This window comes from Bdellovibrionales bacterium (assembly GCA_016714165.1).
Classification (GTDB): Bacteria; Bdellovibrionota; Bdellovibrionia; order Bdellovibrionales; family UBA1609; genus JADJVA01.
This window is the reverse complement of record JADJNU010000004.1, coordinates 1-23,520: the sequence shown is the minus strand read 5'-3', so window position 1 is coordinate 23,520 and position 23,520 is coordinate 1. Positions and strand designations below refer to the sequence as shown.

At 45.9% G+C, this 23,520-nt stretch carries 11 protein-coding genes; 4 read left to right on the top strand and 7 right to left on the bottom strand.

The features are described from left to right. Window positions 1–210: 210 nt before the first annotated feature. Entirely contained in the window at window positions 211–723 is a 513-nt protein-coding gene (locus IPJ71_17090) for an asparaginase (protein MBK7845364.1), read from the bottom strand. A 58-nt stretch (window positions 724–781) separates the two neighbouring features. Here IPJ71_17090 and IPJ71_17085 point away from each other — a divergent pair, with 58 nt between their 5' ends. Together IPJ71_17085 and IPJ71_17080 are read left to right on the top strand one after the other, a co-directional pair. Beyond that, a complete protein-coding gene (locus IPJ71_17085) occupies window positions 782–2,473 on the top strand; it encodes a glutamine--tRNA ligase/YqeY domain fusion protein (GenBank protein MBK7845363.1) in 1,692 nt (563 codons plus the stop codon). Between the two features lie 4 nt (window positions 2,474–2,477). Continuing rightward, the gene (locus IPJ71_17080) at window positions 2,478–3,224 is read left to right on the top strand and encodes a DUF1275 domain-containing protein (protein MBK7845362.1); all 747 of its coding nucleotides are present in this window, start codon (window positions 2,478–2,480) and stop codon (window positions 3,222–3,224) included. 64 nt (window positions 3,225–3,288) lie between these two features. Here the strand turns inward: IPJ71_17080 and IPJ71_17075 are convergent, their stop codons facing one another. From IPJ71_17075 to recG, 3 genes are all read right to left on the bottom strand, one after another. Continuing rightward, window positions 3,289–5,289, bottom strand: a complete 2,001-nt coding sequence (locus IPJ71_17075; GenBank protein ID MBK7845361.1) for a S8 family serine peptidase — start codon at window positions 5,287–5,289, stop codon at window positions 3,289–3,291. A gap of 15 nt (window positions 5,290–5,304) precedes the next feature. Then, window positions 5,305–5,463 (bottom strand): hypothetical protein, encoded by a 159-nt coding sequence (locus tag IPJ71_17070; GenBank protein MBK7845360.1) that lies wholly within the window; start codon window positions 5,461–5,463, stop codon window positions 5,305–5,307. 169 nt (window positions 5,464–5,632) lie between these two features. Further along, window positions 5,633–7,702 (bottom strand): ATP-dependent DNA helicase RecG, encoded by a 2,070-nt coding sequence (recG, locus tag IPJ71_17065; protein ID MBK7845359.1) that lies wholly within the window; start codon window positions 7,700–7,702, stop codon window positions 5,633–5,635. A 79-nt stretch (window positions 7,703–7,781) separates the two neighbouring features. Between recG and IPJ71_17060 the strand changes: the two genes are divergently transcribed. Continuing rightward, window positions 7,782–8,735 (top strand): HD domain-containing protein, encoded by a 954-nt coding sequence (locus tag IPJ71_17060; protein ID MBK7845358.1) that lies wholly within the window; start codon window positions 7,782–7,784, stop codon window positions 8,733–8,735. 63 nt (window positions 8,736–8,798) lie between these two features. Here IPJ71_17060 and IPJ71_17055 read toward each other — a convergent pair whose 3' ends face one another. The 3 genes from IPJ71_17055 to IPJ71_17045 all read right to left on the bottom strand — a co-directional run bounded on the left by IPJ71_17055 (window position 8,799) and on the right by IPJ71_17045 (window position 21,826). After that, window positions 8,799–12,059 (bottom strand): SpoVR family protein, encoded by a 3,261-nt coding sequence (locus IPJ71_17055; GenBank protein MBK7845357.1) that lies wholly within the window; start codon window positions 12,057–12,059, stop codon window positions 8,799–8,801. After that, window positions 12,056–19,039: a hypothetical protein gene (locus tag IPJ71_17050; GenBank protein MBK7845356.1), complete on the bottom strand. Its 6,984-nt coding sequence runs from the start codon at window positions 19,037–19,039 to the stop codon at window positions 12,056–12,058. The genes IPJ71_17055 and IPJ71_17050 overlap by 4 nt, the downstream gene beginning before the upstream one ends. Before the next feature lie 99 nt (window positions 19,040–19,138). Further along, window positions 19,139–21,826, bottom strand: a complete 2,688-nt coding sequence (locus IPJ71_17045; GenBank protein MBK7845355.1) for an AAA family ATPase — start codon at window positions 21,824–21,826, stop codon at window positions 19,139–19,141. Between the two features lie 1,310 nt (window positions 21,827–23,136). On the opposite strand from IPJ71_17045, the gene IPJ71_17040 reads away from it, so the two are divergent. After that, window positions 23,137–23,520 (top strand): hypothetical protein (locus IPJ71_17040; GenBank protein MBK7845354.1); only part of this gene is annotated, 384 nt, incomplete at its 3' end.

The following is a 23,520-nucleotide window of genomic DNA, read 5'->3' as shown; positions in this document are numbered from 1 at the left end:
CATCCCCGAACAAGATCCAAGACCTTCGAACAAGAGAGGGTTATAGCATTTTTGACACGACTTATCAAACGATATAAAGACGATTCCGACAATATACTTGAAAAAAATACTAGATACCGACGCGATCTCTCACATAATACGATTAGGCACTCGTACCGTCCGATAAGAACATCGACATAAAGTGCCGTTTTTCGTCTGTGACACAAAATGTCAGTTGGATTCAAAGGTCCCTGTTGATTTATTTTTATCGACATTGGGTGCTGCGAACAGATGATTGTGAAAAGAGATGTAAAAGCCCGGTTCAACATAATGGGCCAGAGCCATGGCCTCTGCAAAGTTTTGTGTGGCATCTGAATCATCAAAACCCACAGGTTTCATTGCTCCGGTAAATAGGACCGGTACAGGGGGTGAAGCTTCCTTTGAAAAACAATATTTAAGGGTCAAGGCCATCGTATCGGTCCCATGGAGAACAACAATGGGAATTCCGTGTTGAAAGGATTCTAAAATGGCCTGCCAAATGAACTCGCGATCGGAAGGCGTCATATGTAGCGAGTCCTTGGCCATCAAAACTCTAAATTGAACTTCCGTATGCGGAAGGCGCAAACGGCTCAACAACTTCCTCTCAAGGAGAGATTCGCGATTTTGTAGATCTCCCTCTTGCTCATCGTAGGACTTTTCTATAGTTCCGCCGGTCGTGAGCACAATAATCCGTTTCTTATTCATGACTCTGAAATATCATATTTACTTGCTGGAGCCAGCCAATTTCATGTTATGAGTCAAGTTGACGAGGTCTGTAACGAAAGAAAATAACAATTCAAAAGCCCCGACCAAGAACTTCATCGATGATATCATCGAGAGTCATAAGAAAAGCGGGCGGTTTGGCGGCCGAGTCCATACTCGCTTCCCCCCAGAACCCAATGGCTATCTCCATATCGGTCACTCAAAATCAATTTGCCTGAACTTTGGCATCGCACTCAAATACGGTGGAAAATGCAATCTTCGTTTTGATGACACCAATCCCCTGGCCGAAGATATTGAATTTATTGAGGCCATCAAGGAGGATGTCAGATGGCTTGGATTCGAATGGTCAGAACTTCACCACGCCTCCGATTATTTTGATCAAATCTACGACTACGCCGTCAAATTGATTCATAAGGGCATGGCCTATGTCTGTAGCCTAAATGAAGAAGAGGTTCGAAAGTACCGAGGGAACTTGACGAATCCAGGCAAAGAAAGTCCCTACCGAAGCCGTACAATTGAGGAAAATCTTGACCTTTTCAAACGTATGAAAGCAGGTGAATTCCCATCGGGAGCCCACACGTTGAGAGCAAAAATTGACATGGCCTCAGGCAATATGAATATGCGCGATCCGCTTCTCTATCGCATCCGTCATGCCAGCCATCCCGTGACCGGAAACAAATGGTGTATCTATCCGCTTTACGACTTTACCCATTGCCTTTCGGATGAGATCGAAGGCATCACACATTCCATCTGCACTCTCGAATTTGAGGACCATCGACCTCTTTACGACTGGATTTTGAATGAGCTGGAGACTCCTGTTCATCCCCAGCAAATTGAATTTTCGAAATTGGTGCTCACATACTTTACTTTTTCAAAACGAAAACTCAAGGAGCTGGTCACATCGAAGCTGGTCTCCGGCTGGGATGACCCAAGAATGCCCACGTTGAAGGGGATTCGACGAAGAGGATTTACTCCGGCCTCTCTTCTTCAGCTTTGCGCGCAAACAGGAGTCAGTAAGAGTGATTCATTGATAGAAATCGATGTGTTGGAAGAGTGCTTGCGCGCTGATCTCAACGAAAAAGCCCAGAGAAGGATGGCGGTATTAAACCCCATCAAGCTTGTCATCACCAATTACCCCGAAGGCAAGGTTGAGGAGCTCATTGTCCAAAATCACCCCCAAAAGCCTGAACTCGGCCAACGTCAGATGCCTTTCTCCCGGGAAGTCTATATCGACAGAGAAGATTTTATGGAATATCCCCCAGGGGATTACCTACGTCTGAAGCCTGGGGGCGAGGTTCGTCTCAGACACGCCTACATCGTCAAATGCGAAAAGGTCGTTAAGAACCAACAGGGGCAGATTACCGAAATCCATTGTCACCACGATCCCGACACACTAGGAAAAAACCCCGTCGGACGCAAGGTAAAGGGAATAGTTCATTGGGTTTCAGCTCAGCACGCCCATCGGGCCGAAGTGAGGCTTTACGATCGTCTTTTCACTGTCCCGAACCCCAATGCCGATAAAGAGCGACACTTTACTGACTTTTTGAATCCAAATTCTCTTGAAATAAAAACAAATTGCGCTCTTGAGCCAGCGCTGGCTCTTGCAAAGATCGGGGAGCAATTTCAGTTTGAGAGGGTTGGGTACTTTTGTTTAGATTGCGTGGATTCAAAGCCCGGATCCCCTGTTTTTAATCGAGCCGTTACCTTGAAAAATACTTGGGAATCAAAGTAAAAGAATGTTTTCAATAACTGATTCGATGTCGACCTATTCTCGAACTAACCTGGTTGTCTGGTTGGCATTGGCAACTCAAGCGGGAATTCTCAACGTAGGTGGATTCTTAGCTTGCGGCCGTTTTGTATCCCATTTGACCGGGTTTGCTGGTCATTTTGGCATGGAGGCGGCCCGCTCTCAGTGGTTTGCTGCTTTGGGAATGCTCACGGTACCTTTGTTCTTTCTTTTGGGTTCTATTCTTTGTGCTGTGCTGGTTGACTTACGTCTTAAGACCCATCGGCGCCCGCTGTATGAGGTCACCTTTGGAATATGCTCCGCACTCATTTTCGTTCTCTCAGCAGCCGGTCAAATTGGTTTTTTTGGTGATTTTGGAAAGCCATTGGAATTGCAACATGACTTCACCCTCCTTGCTATCCTATGTCTCGTCTGCGGGATTCAGAATGCCATGGTCACAAGTGTTTCCAGATCAATCGTGCGTACCACTCATCTGACTGGTATCACGACCGATCTGGGAATTGGTATTGTGCGTTGGCTCCATCGACACAAGCATCCTCAGTTTGGAGAGGAAGAGAGCAAAGCCAACACCATGCGCGCAGGAATTATCATTTTTTTTGGCATTGGGTCGATGGTGGGAGCTTGGGCCTTTTATAATTGGGAATATTTGGGCTTTGTTATTCCCGGGTTTATCTCCTTTGGGCTTTTCGCTAAATCCCTCCAGAGGTTTCAAGTTCTAGAGGCAAACCAGAAATAGACCTGAAGGCTAACAGAATAATCCGACAAGCCTTCAGGTCCTAGAATATGGATTCAGCCAATCCTTATTTTGAAACCACCACGGCAAAAGGCTGCTTCCCATTTCGCCCCTTTGGAATATTCGCCCCAACAACTTTGATTGTCAACTCACCCGCCACTGCCTGATCGAGTATCAGCTGCTCGATGTTATCAGTGGAATTTCTAGATACCAGCGTTGTTGGGAGAGAACCTTGCCCAGAGGGAGGGAGCTGCCCGACTCCTGAAGGAGGAGATATCTCAACTTCAAGGTCTAGATTGTTGACAAGCGCCTTTGCCGCATTCGGCGAGCCAGGAGCATCAGTGTAAACCAAAGTCACTTTCACTTTTCCTGCAGAGACTTTAACTTTCTCAGTGAAAATCTCACCTGTACCGAGTCCTTCGGTTTGATCGATCAAAGAATAATAAGACTCCAAAATCTTTGGCGTTGTGGCCCGCTCAATATTAACGCGACCGTAGCCCTCATGATTGTTTGGAGCAGATTTTGGAAGTTCTTGGCTAGGCCCAATGCCATATTGTCCAGGATACATGTCATCGGCGGTCGCAATTAAAATACCCTTCATTAAAGCCGCACTGGGATTTGCGTTTCCCCATTCCTGATTGAGGTATTGGCGAAGAACAGCGGCGGCCCCAGCCACAAGTGGAGTCGACATCGAAGTTCCCCCAGAATAGCAATAACTAGGATTGTAGTTTCCCCAAAGCGGGCTCGCTCCTTTGACTGTCGAGCAGGTGCTCACAACATTGGTTCCCGGCGCCACGATATCAGGTTTGATTCGTCCGTCAAGACAAGGTCCCCGAGAGGAAAAAGCGGCAATTCCGTCCGCACTGTTTGAGAGGGTATCACTCTTAAGAGGCTCTACTCCCCAGGGCTCTCCTCCCATTAATTCTCCGAGTTTTCGTTGAATTCCACCTTGCGAAATAAGATTCTCTGAGGCCCCGACCGTCAGCACGTTTTTAGCAGATCCCGGAGATGCCATCGAATTTTCATCCACTCGTCCATCTTTGCTTCGATCCACCCCGTTGTTACCTGCAGCAAAAAGAACGAGCATGTCGGGATTAGACCAAATAAATTCGTCGGCCTGGGAAGCATAAGAATCATAGGTCCCTGCAATTTGCCCCCCTCCCCACGAGTTTGTGTGAATCCGAGCTCCGTCTGAGTAAACTGAGGAAAATAGTTTATTGAGTTTTGCCGGCACCGTCAGATTGTCTATAATAGGAGACCACATCCCCTCTGGGATCATCTCTGCACCAAAAGCGCCTCCTCGAATCCGACCGCCAGAAGTCACTCCGTTGCTCACTACCGATCCAGCCACGTGAGTGCCGTGCCCCATCACATCGGACCAGTTGGTGGCACCGATTCCATAGCTATATCCCTTTTTCACTTGTCCTTGAAATTCGCCGACCAATGACGAAATGTCGCCGCTATCAAGACCCGTATCGGCCATTGCCACTTGCTGACCACGACCATCAAATCCACGTTTCCAAGCCTCTTCAAATCCCATAATTTTTGTACCGGACTCAAATCCCGTGAGATCTGTATAGTCTCCCGCTTGGGGGTTAAGTTCAAAATGGGTCAAAGAAGAGTTTTCTGGAAAGTTCATGTACTGCAATCTCATTTGCGAAAAGGCTTGTATCCAAATTACTTCATCCATGTGAGCGAGTTGATCAATTTGGCTCAAGTGGATTTTCAAATAATAGGCATTGCCCTCACCGTCCAGAATTTCTGCGCCATCAAGTCCGTTCAGATGATCTCGAAATTCTTGCTCCTGGCTGTCCTGGTTTAGCTGAACCATCACGATGGCTTGGTTATTCCGATTGAAAACGCTGACGCGCGGGAGATCGGAACTTTTCTTCCAAATTGGCATCATGGGAAGAACGGCTTGTATTTCAGGTCTCAAACTCAACGCGAGGATCGTGTCAGGTGATCCTTCTACAACATAAGCATCATCTGGAATATAATTAAAAATCTTGAGGCCACTGTCCTGAAGCAACTTCCTGTCTTGATCGCGAATGATTTGCTTAAACTGCATCACATACAATCGCGTCTACACTGGCTGACTGCGACTCGCCTCCAGCCTCAATGCGCCTAAGATTTCTTTGTCGATCGTTGGAACCTCTCCCCTCTGAAACTTCAGCACCTGTCCAGCAAGACCAAATTGACTCCACACCAATAGGCTTGCGGTAACTATCATCCTTGAAACCATATTCCCCTCCGGTAGGTTTACATTTATGCACCGAAGAAAAGTCAATCATGGTACCGATAAGATAAAAAGGAAAATTGTTAATATTTCTTTTGATTCCTTTCAAATTCCACAACATCGGATAATATTATTATATCTATAAGAGTTTCTTTCGCGAGAGATCGTTACAGATTCAACCCCACAAATTTGTTTGCTTCAACTTCAACTGCCGCTGAATTTTTTGATGCTCGGGTTTCTCCAAATTGGGATCAACTTCAATGAGGTTGATAGCCGCAGCTCTTGCCTTTTCAAGAGTTCCAAAATCACGCACGAGATCAGCCATTTTAAACCCTAATAGACCCGATTGACGAGTTCCTAGAAATTCTCCCGGACCACGCAACTCCAAATCAGCTTCTGCAATTTTGAACCCATCGCCACTTCTTTCCATGATTTCAACACGCTGACGAGCTTCATCAGAAACGGCCGAGCCCAAGACTAAAATGCAATAGCTCTTGTATTCGCCTCTGCCCACTCGACCCCTTAACTGATGAAGCTGAGACAAGCCAAATCTCTCAGCGTGTTCAATGACCATGATATTGGAGTTGGGAACGTCCACCCCGACTTCTATCACCGTTGTCGCAACTAAAATTTGAATTTTTCCCTCACGAAATTCCTTCATCGTTTGATCTTTTTCGACAGATTTCATTTTTCCATGCAAGAGTCCCAACGAAAATTGAGGGAATCTGGCCTTTAATTTCTCAAATTCCTCCCTTGCATTTTTTAGATCAATTTTTTCACTTTCGTCGACGAGAGGATAGACAACGTAGGCCTGACGACCTTGGTTCACTTGCTTTTCGAGAAATTCCCAGATCAAAGCTCTCTTTGCTTCATGAGTCACCCGGGTCAGGATGGGCTGTCGGCCAAGGGGCAATTCATCAATTACTGAAACATCCAAATCGCCATACAGAGTCATTGCAAGTGATCGCGGAATAGGCGTTGCCGTCATCAAAAGAAAATGAGGTGAAATGCCCTTTTCCTTTAATGTCACTCTTTGCTCTACCCCAAACCGGTGCTGCTCATCCACAATGACCAAACCGAGCTGTTTGAATTGCACTTTGGACTGAAGCAGAGCCTGTGTTCCTATTACAATATCAATTTCGCCAGAAACCAATCTTTGATAAATCTCTTTTTTTGTTGATTCTTTTGCTTGGCTCGTGAGGAGGGCCACTCGCAGCCCTAAGGGCTCGAGTCTTTTTTGCCAACTCTGAAAGTGTTGTGTCGCTAGAATTTCTGTAGGAACCATGAGGCAAGTTTGAAATCCCGAATCAGCCACTTGGGCTGCAGCAAGTAAGGCCACTATTGTTTTCCCACATCCCACATCTCCCTGGACCAGGCGGTGCATCGGATGCTGCTTCTGCAAATCTGTGACAATTTCACCAAAGGCACGATTTTGAGCGAATGTGAGCTGAAAGGCCAATCCGTCTCTGATGTTATCAACTCGACTTGATTGAGGCTTCACTTGATAGGCTTTCTCTCCTTCTAGTTCCGCCCGCCTCATGACAAGTAAAAGTTCCATCCAAAAAAAATCGTCAAATATCATTCGTTGCTGTGCTGGAGATCTAAAAGTCAGAAATAAATCGGCCGCATTTTTCGGAGGTTGATGAATTTCGCGAAGGGCCTGAGACCGTTCCAACAGCTCAAAATCTCGGCACATCCAGGTTGGCAAAGGGTCCTCAAGAGAAGAAGAGTCTAGAGCCGTAGAAATCACTCTCCGAATCTTCGAGGGGCTCAATCCCTCAGTTTCAGTATAGATTGGAACCAAAGAATCACTCTCTTCAATTCCTATTTGCGCATGATGTATTTCGGGATGAAGAAATTCTGTCCGTCCGCGATAATTGCTGACCTTTCCAATAATTTGAATTTTGTCATATGTCTGGAATTTATCAAAAAATCCTTTATGGGGAATCCGAAAAAATTTACAGGAAACTCGACCTGTTTGATCTTTCACCACCATCTCAAACATTCTTTTCCCACTTCGTCCAAGAACTGAGGAACGCAAGCTGACCACTTCAGCGACCAGACTAACGACCTGTTCCACCTGCAGACTGGCGATATTGCGAATCGCCCGATGATCTTCGTAAGATCTTGGAAACCATTCCAACAAATCGCCGACTGTATTGATTCCTCGCCGAGATAAAATACCACCAAGCTTAGGGCCAACCCCCTTGATGTATTGAACTGATGTGTCAATTGTTAAGGACATGAGGCTCCAACTTATTCATTGTGAGTGAACTGTCAATAAAGTTAGTGGACAGTCTGAAATTACGTGGCAAACTAAAATCATGAGTGATCAAGCCTACATGAAGATCAGGATGGCGTCGATTCATCCATCTCATCCCCTTCCCTTCGATGTGTATGTGTGCATCAACGGACGTTATGTTCACTATCTAAGGAGTGGTGATACCATCACCGCAGCAAAAATCGATAGCCTTGAAAAAAAAGCACCTGATTCGTTTTTTCTTCGAATCGAGGACCGCCAGCCATATAAGGTCTATATCCACCAGCAACTGAGCAGTGATAAAATCCACGGCAAAGACAAAGCCCTTATCCTCCGTGAAAGCTCTTTTTCTCTTGTTGAGGAACTCTTTGAGAGTCCCAATGTTGCAAGAGCACTTCAGGAATCACGCGGCATCATCGACCAGTTCGTGTCATTTATCGATGCTGAACCTGAAGCAGTCTCCTATCTGATTGGCCTTTCAAGTCATGACTTCTACACCTACACCCATTCACTTGATGTATCTATTTATAGCCTTGGACTCGGACAGTCGGCCTCCTATCAGGGAGAAGAACTCAAAGAGCTGGGTTTGGGCGCTCTCTTTCATGACATAGGCAAACGAAACGTGAACGTCGACATCATCACAAAGACAGGTCCCCTGGATGAGTCGGAGTGGGCTGAAATGCAGCGTCACCCCACCTATGGCCTCAAGATACTCACAGAGCAGAAGGGCTCAACAAACCTGAAGGCCTGTTGTTTTGAACATCATGAGTCTTTTCTCGGAAATGGTTATCCTCAGCAGCTCTCTGGTCAGGAGATCCACCCAATGGCACGCATTGTCGCAATCACTGATACCTACGATGCGCTGACGACCAAACGCTCCTACAATCAACCAATGACTCCCACAAATGCGCTTGAATTCATGAAACACAAACTTGCCGCAAGATATGACCAAGACCTGATGAACGCCATGTACGACGTCCTTTTTCAGATGAAGGCGGAAGCTTCGAAAACCTCTTAGCAGAGAAGAGAGGTGACTCTCGCTATCGCTCAAGTCACCTGACAGAGTTCAGTGCAATTCGGTTCACTTCGATTCTTCTTCATTTCTGAGGACTTCTCTTAGGTTTCTAATCACGTAGCCTCCATCCTTGTCGATGACAGTGTGTCCAACTGCATCGTTTGAACTAGCCTCTGAAACAATACCTTGAAAAAGATCCGGCATGTAATTTCCGTGGAGCCCAGCAATACCACCAAAGTACTCGCTCTCTTCAAGAAGTGATTTGATGGAACCCATGCCCTTATCTCCAAAATCCTCCATGTCACCAAGGACGAAGGTGTACCGATCCCAGGCTGCGCGGGGGTAATCGTCTTCAAAAAGTTTCTTAGCTCTATCTATTCCAGCCGAATAGTTCGTTCCCCCACCCAACGGAAATTTAAAAAACTCGTCCCTATTTTTCAGCAGGTGCGCTGCGGTATCAAACGCGATAAAGCGAAAATCGAAACCCTTATAATTGTATCTAACCAAAGCCTCCATATCATTAACAAACCTTTTGAAGGCATCCATATAGGAAGCGACAGATGCAGAGGCATCCAAAACAAATACCACGACCGCCTTGACGTCAGGTTTCTTTGTCGGCTTTGTTGACTTAACGATGATGTCCAAAGGTTGAAGCAATTCAAATCCTTCATGAATCATATCTTCTGGATTTTCAAAAGGGTCCCTGTCATCCTGCAACAAAGAGGTAACGCCCCTCCCAACGGCATTCTCCATGATCCGATCTTCTCTCAGCATTCCCCCTAAGCTCCGCCGACTCTTTCCTGGCTTCTTTGCATTTCTCTTTGAGAGTCCCGGCTTTTTGTTGAGCTTAGGTAGCTTAACCCTCTCTCCTAAAAATCGACTGTAGAGCTCATCAGGGATGTCAATCCAGGAGGGATCATTCTCATCTTCTCCCGGCTTATTCCCCTTTCCACCTTTACCATCCCCTGGCCCCCAAAATCGATCACCTTCGTGACCATCAATGGGGCCAACCTGCCCGTTGCCTCCCGCATCTGGATTGAAAGGGCTCGCCACCACACCATCGGAATCTGATTTTGCAAGAGTCATATGAAGGTTTGGTGCTGCCTGCCTAACAGGTGCAGGAGGAAGCTCGTTAAGTATTTTGTTGAGATATTCAACATCAAATTCTATATGCACCTCCGAAGGCAGCGCCCGAATTTTTACTTTTCCACCAGATCCTATGACAAAGCCCCCTTTTAATTTGCTCGCTCTCTCCATGGCCATTGCCATGCGCCGATTGAGCATCATTTCAAATTGGGAAATGGCTCCTGCTGCATTAGGAGACTGAAGCACCAAAGAGCCTTGAGGGATGGGATCATCTGAGATCTTCTTAATCCCCTTAGAGACCTCCTGTCTAAGAGTCTCCGATCCACTAACCGCCTTTTCTAACTGTTGATCGTCCTCGAGATAAAGATCAGCGATATAGGCACCCAGGTAACTCGAAAACTCCTTTTCCAGTTCTGGCGACTTCTCCTCCGTAAAACTGCGCTTCCTCACTGTTCCTGTGTCAAGTACACCAGGAGGATAGGTCTCCTTGACAATCTTATAGGCATTTATATCGCCATAAGGAGACATGGTCACTCTTCCTCGAATCAATTTCTTTTCATCGGTCACATAGAGGTGACCATACAGTTTTTTCCACCATTCTGGCATATGCCAAAGCCAATCAGGAAGTTGACCTTCAACAGTTTCTGAGAAAGTTGCTTCCAAACTAATGGAGCGATTTGTTAGATTAGCCAAAGCATACAAAGCCGGCCCGATTGTTTCATGATCAATTGGAATTGCCCTTCCAAAATCATCATCAATCACTAACTCCATTTCTCCGGTATTAGGTCGCTGAAAATTCATCAATCTCACACGAGGTCTGTAGGTGTACTTGGGCTTCAAAACTGTATCGACTAACATTTGTGCCACTCGTTCAGGATCACGGCTCACGATAATCCACTGTGCTGGTGGCGGGTCATCAGGGTTCCTCGGACTTGGTGGCGGAAGATTTGGATCCATTTCCTCCCGAGTCGCCCTTCTGACAACGGCTAATTTGGTCTTGTCAATAAAACGCTGATCGACTGCAAACCTGATAAAATCATCGTCCGTCATGCTTTCCATCAACTCTTCAGCATGCTTTATAAATTTCGCATCTTTTTCAATTTGAGATTTCAAAGACGATATTTCAGGCTTTGCTTCAAAACGTTCCCGAATCCGCCTCCAACAAAAAACGCCCAGGGAATAAGGATCCTTTACTTTTGGAAAATTCTCCGATTGCATCACACGTTGCGAATTCAAATAATATTCGAAGGTGTGGTGAGACTCAGTATGGCGTGGAATTATCTCCTGCATGATCGACGCCCAGCCTTCGTTCATTATCTGAGTGTGAACCAACGCCGGCCTAAAGCTCATCGAAATAACCAATTTTTCCAGAATTTCCCGTTTCCAGGACGGCTCCTCGGGCCCCAAATTAGCCGTGATTGCCTGAAGAACATTCTCTGTAATTCTTCTCGGATGAGGCAATACCTCGGGCCTCCCCACTTGACCCCCTCCCTGTGGCCTCCAAGATGTTGTCCCAACCTGAGGAGCAAAGTCGCCAACGTCCTCCCAATAGGGAGCAGAATAATCAAGGAGAGGCATTAATGTCTGGGCGAACAAATACCATCTCATGACATAATCTTGATCGAACTCCCGATAAGCTCTTTCCAAAACCTCATCAAGTTCGCGAGTTGCTTCCAACCCCTGTCCCACTCGATAATGGGGCAAACCTGAATGCTTAGCAAAATGACTGTGTCCAATAAAGGCGTGATCAATAATACTGTATTGTTCATTCAAACGATTGTCGTCTCTAAAAAGGCCATGCTGATAGCCTTCCTCGCCATCTTTTCCTCCACCTGGATAAATAACTTCTAAGGCAAATCCACCCGATGGTCTCATGGCTCTCAGAACAGCTGCGCCGTCCAGATAGTGTCGAACTGGATAACCACCGGCTGATCCAGAAACGATCGCCTGTAAATCCAGAGGCGGCACAAATTCAATCACCTGAGGCGATGTCTCAAGTCCAAGTTGCTCTAATACTCCTCCCTGCTTTGTCAGTTCCTCAATATACTCATTGTAAACTCGAGCCTCTGGAACCGCACGAGGACTTTCAATAATCCTATAATGCGAACTTCCGGTCCGACCCTTCTTGCCATTCTGATCACTCCTCTTGGCTAACTCCTTCATGCACCTATCGCCGCTAGCATAGACTTGCGCAGAAAACCCCAGAATGAAAACCAAAGATGCAATCACCCTCAAAATCACGGTTGCCTCCCACTCGCAAGAAGACGAGCACACATTCCGCCAAATTTTTCACGACGACTCCTCAAATTCTCTGGGCTCACGCGCGCATCATGTTGTGCCACATTTCCCATATCCCTCAAGAAGGCATCCGTCGTCATAGCAAAAGGAGAGTTATTATGTTTCCCAATGTACTCTCTGAAGTTTCTAGAACTTCCAAACGAGTGGTCCTTCGAAGTTTCAATAATGTCGATCAGAAATTTTGCTGCTTTCGGCCAAGATAGTTCGACGACCGCTCGATCCAAAATAAACCCGAAGAGTCTTGCACTATCATAGGTTGTCACGTCACCCAAACTTTGACCCGTGCCGGATTTATCCTCAGATGAAAATTCATATAGAAAATCCTCAAATATCTGAATAAGTCTCAGATAAACGAGCTTGGCTTCTTCCTCGGGGGCAACAGGTGGCAGATCCCTAAACCATTTCTCAAGCCTGTGATTGTCAAATCGCGAAATTCGAGAGATGTCTTCTGATTGGGGAAGTCTCAAAAAAAGATGCAGATATGCCCAGAGTTCATTTTCGACTCTCTGAGTGTACTCAGCGATCATGCGGGCCCTTGTCGGCTGACTACTAATTGTGGCCAGTCTATTATCAAGAAAATCTCCCAAATTAACAGGCTGACTACTGACTCTATAATTTGCTTTAAAGGGAAAATAGGGCAAGTCGGGCTTAGACCCACTCATCAGAATCTCCACTAGTTCAGACGTCTTCTCATGGGTTAGAAAATCCATTTCCTCGGGATGAATAACCGTCTCCCTTTGAGGGATCGAAATATGAGTCACAAGATGATCCGTCAATCCAATGATAAAGTTATCCCTCACCGAATTTGATTGACCAACAGCCGAAATAGAAAGGGCCTCCGTTTGATTTGCCTGAAGAACCAAACCATTCCCTAATTGCAGCCTGAATTCACGAATCAAAAGCCTCATAAAAGAAGCTAGCGATCTCATATCATTCGGTAAAATTGGATCAATCTGAGTCTGAGCCATGACTGCCTTTTTGAAATCGTCAAGACTGATTCTCCCCATGGCAATCGATCCGAGAGAGTCCTTGATACTCTGCCTGCCCCCTTCAGATGCTGTTCTCGCCGTCACTAAGTAGAGTCTCGCTGGTGCAGCATTGGCTGGAACATGAGTCAGCGCTGCTGTGGCTGGAACTAAAAAAGCCCTCGCATCGGCCCCTTCAAATACGTCAACCAGACTGTCAATCACCAAAGGCTCTACCATCACGAAATGATTTGGAGATATCCGCGCATCTTCGCGAATTTTTGCCGCCAATTCAGGCACCTTGGCATCTCGTGGGAAATTGTCCATGGGTATAATATAGGCCCACCTAGCAACAGTGGAGTCCTCCAAATCCATTTCCTTATCCGATAAAGCTGCGAGCACCTCTTTCTTCAGAAGCTCATCCGGTCTATATGTCTTTCCATTGTCGATGTATTTTCTACGCCGATCTTCGTTGGCCGGATTGAGAGTCATGTAAATGCTCAAATTTTGAACAGGAATTTCGCGCACCCTATCACCCTTTTTCGAACGCACGGTGACCATTCCACCCTTTGCTTCAAATAAACTCATTATAAATTGGTGCAAGCGTCTCCTGACCGTGACAGTGGTGGCCTTATGAAAATCATCAAAAACCAAATGGGCTCGAGCACCTTTGGGTTGTGATAATAAATCATAGATATCTGCGATGATTTCTTCTACTGAGACCTTCTTCGGATCAGTGGATTCCTTCTCCGTCAACTGACCGACGTCGACGAAGATGTAATCCGCCTCCTCATTTGAGGCGTGACCTCTCACGTACTCCCTCAAATTGATAACTTTAAAAAAGGCCTTAACCAGTGCCGTCTTCCCGCTTCCCGTCCCACCAAACAGTAAGAAAGATGCAGGAATTGGACGACTTGTGTCTGCAGGTCTTGTTTGAGTATTGAATACGTTAAGAAAGCTTGCCTTCAGGTCCGAAGATCCTTTGTATCCAAAATCCTCAAAGCTGCGAACCGCCGCCCTAATATTATGTGTTATTCGTAAAGGATCGTTCTCATCCAGAATATCTAGGTTGAGAGGCATTGGAAACACCTTGGTGAAAAGACGTCCCAAAACATTCTCATCTATGCGTCGATTCCTCCTCATTGCCGTGTCTTCGGTTAAGGACGACCTGAGTGTGACGAAGGCCTTCACAAAAGCCGTCGTAGGATTCATATTTAAATCGTAGGCAATAGTTTCCACCCTATTGATGAAATGTTGAATGAGTTGATCCCGAGAATTTGTTTGAGCAGCCCCGTTCAAAACGACAAATTCATAACCAAGCGCCTGAATTTCAGGCTGCGAAAACAAAGCATTTACCCGGTCGAATTTAATGCTGTTATCAGGCGATTCTAAACGATCAACTTTATAGTGATCCTTCAGACGGTAAATTTTGTCTTCAGGTATGAGCGCCCCCTGAAGACGTTCCCACTGCTCTTCAGTACCTATAAGAATGGTTGTCGCATCTCTACGAACTGAATTATCTAAACTCCATCCTTTTTCCTTACGCGGTTGAACGGCCTTGCCTTCCGTTGCCAGCCACCACAAAGAATGAGGCAGAATCTTGTCGGCCCCGGCGGAAGAAGATGCTGTTGTTGGCTTTCCCTCATCTGCAGCTTCCAGAGCCGCCAGGCGGCTTCTCTCCTTTTCTCTGGTTTTCTGAAGCTCTGCCAATTCCTTTTCAAGCACTTCCAAGCGCTCAAAATCTGCCTTTGACTCTTGCAATTCTGAGTAACTCTGCTGAGCTTGACTTTCTCTCAGCGATAGAATTTCATCTTGAATTCCCTCGATTTCAGCCCCGATGTTATTCAGACTTTCTTCGAGGTCAAATCGATCTTCTAAAAGACCTGTTCCTCCCCCCTGATTTTGAGTCACCTGACTTCCATCGGTCGGAGACTCCATCCCTATTCTAGACTCGGTCAAGAGATCGTTTCTGCTCTTAAGGTGCAACGGATCCCGCAACATGATGTTAGGAATTTCCTTTGAATTGACAGGACGCCCTAGGCGTTCAACTGACTCTAAGTTTCCGATCAATACGGCATTGCGTGATACAGCTGCCCCTTTAACAGACTTTAGATTGTCCAATACCTCACTCTGCGTACCTGTTGAGGAAAGCCGAAAAAGAGCCAATTTTGAATTCCCATGTGACCAAGGTTGAGAGGGTGCAGTGTCCTCATTCATCCAACGAAGCCAAACCAACTTATTAACAACAGGCAGAAGCTCCGGAGGAACGAGAAAGACAACCTGTTCTCCGCGAAGCCCACCTGTCGCCGCACTATTCAGAAGTTTATCAAGCGATGGAAATAAGGCCATTTCATCTGCATGATAGAGATTCGAGTTCCCAACAGTCTTGAGATCCTCTGGCAACTTCCCAGATTTTGGTGGCCAAATCGTCCAACTTGAAGTCAAAAAATCATAATTCGTGGAAAACCGATCCAAAAGTCCAAAATCACGCGCCCTCCTATGCCGATTTTTGATCGCCCTCCACTCGTTCATAGTGACAATCATCAGACCCGTCGGAGTCGTATATTTTCCCTTCAACTTTCTCAATCCAGCCGGAGTCTTTGCTTTACCTCCAGACACGATGAGAGACAAAAAGTCAGACTGCGTTTTATAACTCTCACCCGGAAAGCGAACCCGAGGGTCCTCCATTGCATCTTCGTTTTCATCTCGCTTGCCTCCAAGCAACAATCCCTCGCTTTCCTCTGCCTCATTTCTTTCCTCGATATCTGAGGGAGCGCGGGTGGTCACTTCATACGTAGAAAGCAAACTCGGTTCGAGCAGTAAAACCCCTTTTCCAGAACGTCCATTTCCTTCCTTGCCTAGAATAGCACCCATCTCATCTGCAATCTCAACATCATCCAGTGTTTCATCTGCTAAGAAAAAACCAATTTTTGTATTACTCATGGAAAATCTACCCTTTTTTCCCATGAGCTTCTTGAACATCGCCTTCTTGAACCCTTCCTTTAGTGAAGGTTCAACAATAATCACTTCAATTCGATTTAAAAAAGTTGGCTGTTCAGCATATCTCTCTAAGAAGGAATCAAAGCCTTCATATAGAGCCGACTCTCCCGTTGCACTACTCTTTGCGAGATTGTCCACAGACCCATTTGGATTTGGCTTCACAGTTTCGTCAGCATCAGCGTCAATCTTCTCGCTCTTCTCATTCTTCTTTGATGGCCTGGGCTCCCCGAACCTTCCTTCCTTCTCAAACAAGTCATCCATTCCTTTGACTCTGGAACGCAGATGAAAAGGACTCCAAATCTCCCAAACTCCCCCTCGGTTGAGCCTTTTATTAGCGTACCCAACATCCGTGTCCTTTATCCCATCGGCTTGGCGAAGATTAGAAAGCGCGGGACTTCTGGCAGTGATGTATTTATCAGGCTCCAAAAGTTTTCTTACTTTTGTCTCCGCAGACAAAAATCCGACATCGGGATCATCAATCCAATAATATCTTCCCTCAGCGTCTACTGCGAGATGTCTCTTATAGTCGGAGGCCCCAACAAAACTACGATAGACGACTTTCTTGTCCGAAGCTACGAGATGAAGTCTTCCTTGAGCAAGGCTTGGCATGTCCAAAGTTCCATTGACGATGAAGACGGCGTTCTTTGAACCTGGAATTTTCGGATCCTCACGAAAAAATAAAAAGATATGGAAGACATCAGAAGCCCCTTTTTCTCCCTGCACAATTTTACTGTATACAAGACTCTGATAGGGAATATCAAAGCTAACTGTCTTAAAGACCGGACTCGCTGAACCTGGCTGCAAGGGAGTTGCGACAATTCCTAAGCTAAATGATTTGAGAGACTCTAATTCACGACCTGAATTCTGCTTCGCCATGGTAAAGGGCAATAGAGTAATTCGGGCTGATTTAAAATTATCTCTGTTGACACGAGGAAATTGCAGCAAACGATCTTCCAAGATGTGCTGAACAACTTTTGTCGATCTTTCGGTACGACTGATAAGAGGCCTCCCTGAGGCCTCAAGCTTCATATATCTATCATCTCCAAGCTTAGCCTGAGATCCATCAGGTGTACTCGTATATGACCAAAATCCCGTGTAGTCCTTGGGCGCACCAGTGGAATCATACTGGATATAATACAACTGATTTGGCAATATCGGTGTCTCAGCTTTAGTACGAAGATAAACTTGAGACCCAAACTCAGTCTTCGGCACGTCCAATCCCAGCCCGGACTTTATCAGCCGGGTATAGGGGATGGGCAGCGGAGTCTTCGTCGGGTCTGACTTAGTGGAAGAGGCTGCGGCCACTCCCGCCTTTTCGCTCTCTGCCGCCAAAGCCACTTTTCTTTTCAAATAGGCCGTGACTCCAGTAACTGGAGTCACATTATCAAAAACCGGCTCGCCGGATCGAGGCAGAGCAAGTCTTAGGATCATTTCTTTCGCGGTGACAAAAGGAGTATTCTCCATGAGATTCTCTGTTTTTAAAAGTCTCAAAGATCCAGTTTCCTCGACAATAATGCTCCAGACGGAACCATTTTTTGCCCGATCCTTTCTTGCCGACACCAAGAAGGAATGGACGACTCTTGACCCAAACCGAAAAGTTCCAGATCTAATCATCTCGATTTGAGCGTTCGTACCCAGACTCTTCTCGAAAGCTCCATCCCTTAAATCGAGGCTTTGAAATATATTCGAATCGGCGACCCTTACAGCCAAAATTGGATTTCCGCCACTGAAAAACAAGGTGGCATTCTGATGGCTAACAGCAGAGCCATCACCAACTCCTCCGTCCCAACTCAATCCAGAGATCAGGTACTTTCCCGTCTTAAGATCACGATCAATTCCAAAATCTCCAATGGATCTCTCCTTGGCCATTTCCCTGTTGATAAAAGTGATCTGCCCACCAGATATTACCGTGCTGGTCAGTTTGGCATTTAGGCCAGTTGGGATATCCACTAGCTTGTAGCTACGCGAAAATGGATCGTAAACCAAACCGAGTTGCCCCCAAGACTCTTGAACAACTGGGTCAAGGGGATACTCATTCAATGACTGTCCCCCGCTGGTCAGATTGTAGGCGGGTACACCGGCAAATGAGAATGATACGGAGTCAACGAGCTTTCCCTCTGGGTTCTTGACTTTACCGGAATCGATGTAGGGGCCCACACGATCGAGATGCTTTTTCCAACGATACATGGTTCCCGTCTGATCTTCTGTACGTGGCAATTGCATTCTTGCGTTCTCGACAACAAGGGGGGACAGAACCGTAAAGCCACTTCCATTGTTCCCGCTAGACAAAAGCATTCTCTCAAGCTGCTTGACGTTCATATGTTCGTAGGCCAAAACAACGGCCCGATCATCTCTCACGGCCACCTTTTCGCTACCAGATGAGAGTGGAATTAAAAGAGCAAATGTAAGTCCGTTGCCCAATAAACTCTGAGCCTTAACAGAGATCAAAAGCAATCTCTCCGTAACAGAGCCTCGGACATGAGTTCCAGAATCGTAAATCGCGATTTCATCCGGGTGTTCGAGAAGGGGCAAATCGACCGTTCTCCCACTTAAGACGTCAACCAACGCAATTCCACCCGCGCCCTTTTCGCCGATTGAAAGATATGACTTACGGTTTTTCGGATGGGAGTTGTAGTTAAAGAGAGTCATCCGCCCATCTACCAGCGTCAATGCCTCATTTGAGGAGCCAATACCAGCTGAAGAGCTTAGAAAAGCCAACACACCCTTATAGGCGCGATGAACTCCCGTCACATTGCCAGGCACAAGAATTTCCAAGGCCCCCGATTTGGCATGCAGCTTATAAATGCCAGGAGCCAGATCCTCCGGTTCGTTCCCTCTGACCACAACTTCGAAGACTTCAGATCCTTGAGAAGAATAAGCGAAGCGAGCGGCCTCCGAACTGAGAGTGTAGGTCAAAAAACCAAATCCAACCAAAAGACCGAACAACCATTGCATCACTTATCCCTCACTCAAAAATGATTTTGAGATACAATAAAATCTTCCTTCAAGAGCACTGAACCATCGAATCTAATTCTTCAAGTCGCCATCGACTCGCTTTTAAGGTTGATCTACTTTTTTGTTCTTTAACAACTTCTCTGATCTCATCTGAGCAACAAATCCAACGGCCTGTTGAAAGGACGGAACATCATAGCCATATTTGAAGAGAACTCTCTCGCTTCTTCCAACCTGTTCAACAACAGATGGATCATGGGTCTCGCCACGATAAAATGAATCAAATGATGAAATGTAATCCGCCGTTCTTGAATCCTGATCGGCAAGAAATTGCCTGACCGCCTCCATTAGTTTTGAATCACGAATGGGAGCCCTGTTGGCGCCCCTCATCGTTCTGAGAAGGAATTTCGGCTCAAACCTGAGATTGTTTTTGACCTGGTAGGCATCCAAGATCAGCTTCAGCCGATCCCGATTAATAGGAATCTGTTGAGCGCCAGAATCGCTACTCACGTAGTCAGCTTCTGGGCGATTCGCCAGCTCAATTAACTCCCTCGATACTTCATCGTAGATGCGGTCTGCTTTTTCACCTTCACCCGAAATAATAATCCGAACATCATTTTCAAGACGAGGCAAGAGAACTTGATGTTTAATCATTCTGCGGAGATTCTGCCAATGGGCCCTGGTCTCAAGTTTATCTGGAGTAATTTTGTTTCGATCCAGGAGCTCCTGAAATGCAATGTCTGCCAATAAAGGAGTAATCGACACATTTTTTTCTTGAGATACTTGAACGAGGTAGCGTATCCAGGTTTCAAAATCTCGGGAAGTAATACCCTGATTCCCTTCGTTAAGCAAAAGATGCATCCTGGAGAGTTCAACCAATTCTGCTTCACTGCTAGGATCTATCTCTCCGAGAATCACTCGCAATCTATAAATTGGATCCAAAAATTGCTGTGGATTTGCCGTGACTAAACTGAGTTCGGTCTGATGTTTTCTAAGACTTGGGATGTCTACAACCATCCTTGAGGCTGCAGCCAACCAAGCCATGTAATTTAATGTCAGAGGACTCACCAACGTCGATCGATTTGCGCCTCCTTTATAGTAGAGGGCGTATCTTCGATAAGCTGTTGCTGTCTTACCCTCTGCATCTGGAAGGGGATAAATATCCAGGGCATTGTAGGGCACTTTTTCGCTTGAATCGAGAGGACGCATGTCAAACATTTGCGCCCCTACTTGCCTCGTCACTGCAATTTGTTCGATTTGGTCTGGGGAAAGTAACAAATTCATGTGGTTCTTCTCTGCTCGATCCAGAGACGCAAGGAGAGCCTGATCCTCAGATGCTTTTTCTATGCTCTGGGTGTTAGATGTCCAGATAACCAAAGTATCCGCCTTTACCACATCCCCGTAATCCGTCTGAACATCCCCATTTTGGACGACATCAAGAAGAATATTAAGAAGATCCTTGCCATTCCGATACATCTCATCAACCAGAACGGGTCGACCATCGGCCCTAAAGAAACTGCCGTTATAGTCGGTAGCCAATGGATGATTGGCTCCCAGCAGTGCAACGTTTCTCATGTTTGGAGATGCAAAAATTCTGGTCAAGTTTGCCTCCTCCGGTTGAGCACGAATCATCAACGGCTCTTTTGACTCCGGCACAACTGAAGACCGGGGCACGATAACGACAAATTCATTGAGTTGCTCCAAAAACCAAAGATACTCCTCGCGACTGAGATCATCGATACTGGCCGTACCGAGACTATATTTAGGAAAAAAATGGTAAAAAAGAGCTGTCAGGTAATATGTGGAATGTGGTTCGGGCTGCGTCCATCCTGTTGAAACGATGAATTTATGACGACTCCTGATTTCAGGTAGTACCCCCTTTAAAATTTCATCTTGGATATCTGATCTCAAAAGGGTAAACGGCGATCGCGGAAGCTGAGGTTTAACAGTCTGGCTCAATCGCAGAGAAGCCAGTGATGGAATCTTATCAAGATTCTTCCAAACATAACTGTATTCTCGATATACAGGAGACTTTTTTGGCAGATTTTTCTGCAACTTATCTAAGGCAACGAGAAATTCCGTTTTTCCCGTCCCAGCCGGCCCTGGTAATCCGGGTGACTTGCCAACATTTTGCCCGCTGGCCTTGGCCATTAGAAATTGAACAACAGCCGCTATTGGCCCCTCTTGGCCAACAACCCCACGATTCTCTGATTCAGGTAAGACTCCCGAAAGAGTCGGATAAACCAAGACAGGCTTTCGCTTAAAAAGAGGATCACGCGAAGCTTGGGGGGGTGTTGAATGAATTAAGGCAACAGCCTTTTCCCCCGCATTCATAACGAGAAATGGATATTTAACAGCTGGGTTATCGGCTAACTCAGCTTGAGATTCCAACCTCAGTAGATCCTTTAATTCAAAAAGAATTTGCGGTGCTTCACTAGATGGATCTCTGACAAGGGCCAAAGGCTTTTCTGGTTTTGCAACACCCGTTGATGCCTTTTCTCCGTCAATGCCTTCAGCAGCCGCCTTCCGACCTACAGGCTTTTTGGGCTTCAGCGATTCACCGGCGGAAGCCACAGTTTTCCGACAAGTTCCAGGCTTTTTGGTTGTCTCGGCTGAGGGCTTTGAGACCTCTGTTGGAACCGGATCATCTGCACCAAATCCGGACTGCGGAAAAAAAATTTGCGTTACAAAAAAACTGATAACAAGCCACTTCTGGAAGAATTGACTCGCCACTTGAGAGATTGAAATTAGCCCAAAAGACAAAAAGACCCCTTGCCCACGATTGCCCATCATGAGTTCTCCTTTACCCGTTTTGCTGCTCTTGTTTCAATTAACCTAACCCTGGGGCATGAACTATTGCGATTAGGTACCGATGGTCAAGGCAAGCACCCAAGATGAATTTTTTCTAGAACTGGGGCTTTGATCAAAGTGTAAAAAGATACCCAATGATAATTTGAATTTATGAGTCTCATTAGAGCACTGCTCAAATGACTTGAACTGGCCTGCTTAATTGTTGTTCCAAACTCAAAGGGTATCTGGCTGAACCAAATCTTAGGGGTCCAGGATCTTCAAACATGCGTCCGGCAGCAGCGCTCCCGTTGTGAGCACTGCACCAAGCCGAACTCGATCCTGAACCCCTGAGATTTAGTTCAGCCAGCTCCGCGTGTCTTGGATACAACAAATTCACCGAAGGCTTGCGGCCAGCCGCTGTATTAAAATCGAGATTTTCTTCATATAGGTCGATACAATATGATCCCCAAGCCTCTTGATTTTTGATTTTCGACCAATTGGTAAAAATGAGAAGCTTTCGAACAACTTTGGTACGACTGACTCTTATGATTTTAGCAACCCCCCTTTGTGAAACTCCCGAGCAGAGAAGTTCAAAGATCTGTGGGTTTTAATGCCGCGTTCGTCTGGAAGTATGAAATCGTAAATATCAGCTTCCCTATCTCCAACTGTAACAAATTTGTCTTTATTGTTGACGCTATCAAAGATCCTTTTAACCTCTGCAACCGTCGATGAATCTCCTACTCTTCAATTGGTGTTCTATGTCGGTGCTGTATGTGCGATGAAAATTTTTGTTTCGGTTCCTTTATTATTTTTACCACTCGACCTAATCCTTTGGTCTTATTGTGAGTCGCACAATTGATAAATGCAGTGTCCTGGATTACCAGGACTTGAATAAAATTGCTCAGATAGTTTTATCAATCCCCGTTTTAATCTCCCATCATTTGGTTTGAATCCCTTAAATTCCTCACAAGTCCATTGGACTGGGCAATGCCACATAAAAAACTATTTTTATTTGCAAAGGGACCAATTTTGCAGCACCTCGCTCAAAAACGGAGAGCCAAGCTGAGTGAGGGAATCCTATTGCTGTTTTTGCCCTTCCCACCAAGCTGCTGATATTAAGGCATTATTCAATCTCTCGCCGGGAACCACTGCTATCCTCCATCCGCAAAAACTATGGCATGGATATGGCAGTGAAAGATTAAAATTCAGTTTCTTACGTGTATAGATTCTCCGCAGGAGATATCGGACTGCCAGTAATGGGTATTGGTGGATCAGAATTAGCAAATTTCAACGAATAACAAGGAGACCATTTTGTGAAGAAATCAATGATACTGGCAGCGATATTGGCTGCAACGCAATTTTCTAGCTTTGCAGAGGAGAAGCAAGAGGTTTATAGGGTGGAGTGGAAAGTAGTAGATTTTTTTGGTGATATTCTGGGGCCACGCATTGAGGAATGCAGAAATCACTTTGATATTGAACCGTATTTTAATCTAGCAATAGGTACCTACATGGTTAAAGATGTGCCGGAGGAAGTCTTAAAAAATTATAGTGATACCGGCCTTCTGACTGTTCCGGAGGAGATAAGAAAAGATCCCATAGGTTTGAAATGTGTGGCTTTTGTGGAGGGCATGATGGCTGGTGGGACGGGACAACAAATGCTGTCTGGCGGCGAATTTGGACAGGCTGGATATCGGGGT

Bases quoted from the DNA above. Each gene is read 5' to 3' on its own strand.
- IPJ71_17090 (MBK7845364.1), bottom strand. From the start codon at position 723: ATGAATAAGAAACGGATTATTGTGCTCACGACCGGCGGAACTATAGAA.
- IPJ71_17075 (MBK7845361.1), bottom strand. From the start codon at position 5,289: ATGCAGTTTAAGCAAATCATTCGCGATCAAGACAGGAAGTTGCTTCAG.
- IPJ71_17080 (MBK7845362.1), top strand. From the start codon at position 2,478: ATGTTTTCAATAACTGATTCGATGTCGACCTATTCTCGAACTAACCTG.
- IPJ71_17045 (MBK7845355.1), bottom strand. From the start codon at position 21,826: ATGATGGGCAATCGTGGGCAAGGGGTCTTTTTGTCTTTTGGGCTAATT.
- recG (MBK7845359.1), bottom strand. From the start codon at position 7,702: ATGTCCTTAACAATTGACACATCAGTTCAATACATCAAGGGGGTTGGC.
- IPJ71_17070 (MBK7845360.1), bottom strand. From the start codon at position 5,463: ATGGTTTCAAGGATGATAGTTACCGCAAGCCTATTGGTGTGGAGTCAA.
- IPJ71_17060 (MBK7845358.1), top strand. From the start codon at position 7,782: ATGAGTGATCAAGCCTACATGAAGATCAGGATGGCGTCGATTCATCCA.